The sequence below is a fragment of the Rhodopseudomonas sp. BR0C11 genome (genome assembly GCF_010820945.1).
Lineage (GTDB): Bacteria > Pseudomonadota > Alphaproteobacteria > Rhizobiales > Xanthobacteraceae > Rhodopseudomonas > Rhodopseudomonas palustris_H.
Genome location: NZ_QTKI01000585.1, coordinates 1 through 2138 on the forward strand (window position 1 = coordinate 1; position 2138 = coordinate 2138).

A 2138-nucleotide genomic window follows, 5' to 3' on the forward strand; every position below is an offset into this window, starting at 1 on the left:
GTGCAAGCCGGCGGCGGCAGTCTCGTCGATCTCGTCGGTCCAGACCTTGAAGCTCACCAGGGTGTTGGGGCCGAAGGTCTGGGTGATCGGCACGTCGGCCGCATCGCGGCCCTGCGCAATCAGCACCCGGCCGAGCCGCGGCACGTTGTTGCGCGGATCGAACGTGTACCAATGCCCGCCGATGAAGGCTTCGAACCAGCCGGCGAAGTCGCCGGCCGCCCACGGCTTCGGGGTGCCGACATCACCCAGATAGCCGGTGCAGTAGCGCGCCGGAATGTTCATGCAGCGGCACAGCGCGATCGCCAGATGGGCATAATCGCGGCAGACGCCGCGACCCTCGTCGAAGGCCTGATGCGCCGTGCGGGTGGCACGGGCGTGCTGGTAATCGAACTTGATGTGATTGTGTACGAAATCGCAGATCGCCTGCACCCGCGGCCAGCCGGGCGAGGTCTGCTCGAACATCTTCCACGCGGTATCGGACAGAAGATCGGTCTCGCAATAGCGGCTGCCGAGCAGATACACGATGGTGTCGGCCGGCAGATCCTCGATCGCATGTTGCATCGCAGACGGCACCACCGGATCCGGCACACCGGTGTCGCGCACGATCCCGTCGGCGGCAAGCCGCATCCGACCCGTAGGCGCCACCAGGCGGCTACACCAATTGCCGAACATGTCGCGATACGGCGTGATCTGCACCGCCGGATCGGTGGTGAGGAAATCCGGAGCGATGATGTCGGAGGCACGACTGAAATGCGTTCCGAGCACCACGATCATCGGCGTCGGTTGCGGGAAGTCGTAGACCATCTCGTAGCCGACGCGGAGCTTCATGAGGTCGGGTTCTCCGCCACCGCGCCGTTTGCCTGATCGGAACTAATCACCGGCTGCCTGCCTTAGATGGCGATCGCCGGCCGAAAAACAAGCTGCCGCGGCGCTGACGGGCCGATTGCGACGAATTCGATGGCTATCGCAGTTCAAAAGGCGCAGCATGGTCGGCAATCGTCGGAGTGCGAGACAGCGCGACCGGCGTTCGGACGCAGCGGCCCGAAGGAGGCGTCCATGACTACGCGAACGCGCCGCGAAACGATCGTCTTCACTCACCCGTTCCGACTCCGCGGCATCGATCGCGAGCTGCCAGCAGGCTCTTACGACGTCATCACCGACGAAGAACTGATCGAGGGCCTGTCGTTCCCAGTGTTCCGCCGTGTCGCGACGATGATCACGGTGCCCTGCGCGCCGCCGCGTCAATCCGCGGTGGAAATGCTCACGATCGAACCGGACGCGCTGCGAGACGCGCGACAAGCCGACAGCAGCACCAGCCGGGCCTGACCCGCGCGGGCCGCCCCGCAACACGAGGATGATCCACCATGAGCTTTACCAGCGGCAGCTTTCGCGGTTACGACGAGGACCGCTCCGTGGTGCTATTTTCGATGATCCACGATCTGACCGAAGTGCCCTGCGCGATCAGTTCCGACGCGATGGACTTTCTCGATGGCGCGAAGCGGACCCCGCCGGCGCAGCGCGAGCAACAGTTCATGAGGCTGCGCGCCAGCATCGAGAGCTGCGCCGAACGCAAATTTGCCAACGCGGAGATGGAAGGGCGGCCTCCGGGGATCATCCTGCGGCGACTGGATTTTCACAGCTGACGATTTGACTCTGACGGCGAGATCGCCATCTTCCGCAGCCGGAGGATGAACGAGATGCGGCGTGTGGCGACTTGGATGCTGTATGGGGTGGGCGCACTCGCCTGCGCCTATCTTGCGGTGTACGCCTATGCGATGCTGACCTCGCCGAAGCTCACCCCGGGCGATCCAATCCGCATCTTCCGCAATCCCGACGCTCCAAAATATTCGTGAGGCGACATCGGCCTCTCCCGCTTGGCAAGAGCGGACGAGGGAGCCGGCCGCGGATGGAGGCGCCGTGCGTCGTCGGGCGGCGCGTCTTTCGATCCTAAAATGTGATGAAGAGCTAATTTCCTGTCATTCCGGGGCGCTCACGAAGTGAGCGAACCCCGAATCTCGACGGGCGGGGAGTGAGTGATAACAACCTCGGGATTCCGATTTCACGGGCTCGCGCTCGCGCCCCGGAATGACAGCGGATGAGACTGTTCTTTGCTGCCAAATAGCCCCTCTCCGCCCCAC

The 2138-nt window shown here is 63.9% G+C and carries 4 protein-coding genes; 3 read left to right on the forward strand and 1 reads right to left on the reverse strand.

Annotated elements, in window-relative coordinates; genetic code table 11:
- A partial coding sequence (locus DYI24_RS25445; protein WP_164574286.1) for a transglutaminase-like domain-containing protein occupies positions 1-828 on the reverse strand: 828 nt, incomplete at its 3' end.
- A gap of 228 nt (positions 829-1056) precedes the next feature.
- On the opposite strand from DYI24_RS25445, the gene DYI24_RS25450 reads away from it, so the two are divergent.
- The 3 genes from DYI24_RS25450 to DYI24_RS28160 are packed head-to-tail and all read left to right on the forward strand — an operon-like array spanning position 1057 to position 1853.
- Positions 1057-1326 (forward strand): hypothetical protein, encoded by a 270-nt coding sequence (locus tag DYI24_RS25450; protein WP_164574287.1) that lies wholly within the window; start codon positions 1057-1059, stop codon positions 1324-1326.
- A gap of 38 nt (positions 1327-1364) precedes the next feature.
- Positions 1365-1643, forward strand: a complete 279-nt coding sequence (locus DYI24_RS25455) for a DUF1488 family protein (protein WP_164574288.1) — start codon at positions 1365-1367, stop codon at positions 1641-1643.
- A gap of 54 nt (positions 1644-1697) precedes the next feature.
- Positions 1698-1853 carry a hypothetical protein gene (locus tag DYI24_RS28160; RefSeq protein ID WP_205523695.1) on the forward strand — a complete coding sequence of 52 codons (156 nt, stop codon included), beginning with the start codon at positions 1698-1700 and terminating at the stop codon, positions 1851-1853.
- Positions 1854-2138: the final 285 nt, after the last annotated feature.

Bases quoted from the DNA above. Each gene is read 5' to 3' on its own strand.
- DYI24_RS25450 (WP_164574287.1), top strand. From the start codon at position 1,057: ATGACTACGCGAACGCGCCGCGAAACGATCGTCTTCACTCACCCGTTC.
- DYI24_RS25455 (WP_164574288.1), top strand. From the start codon at position 1,365: ATGAGCTTTACCAGCGGCAGCTTTCGCGGTTACGACGAGGACCGCTCC.
- DYI24_RS28160 (WP_205523695.1), top strand. From the start codon at position 1,698: ATGCGGCGTGTGGCGACTTGGATGCTGTATGGGGTGGGCGCACTCGCC.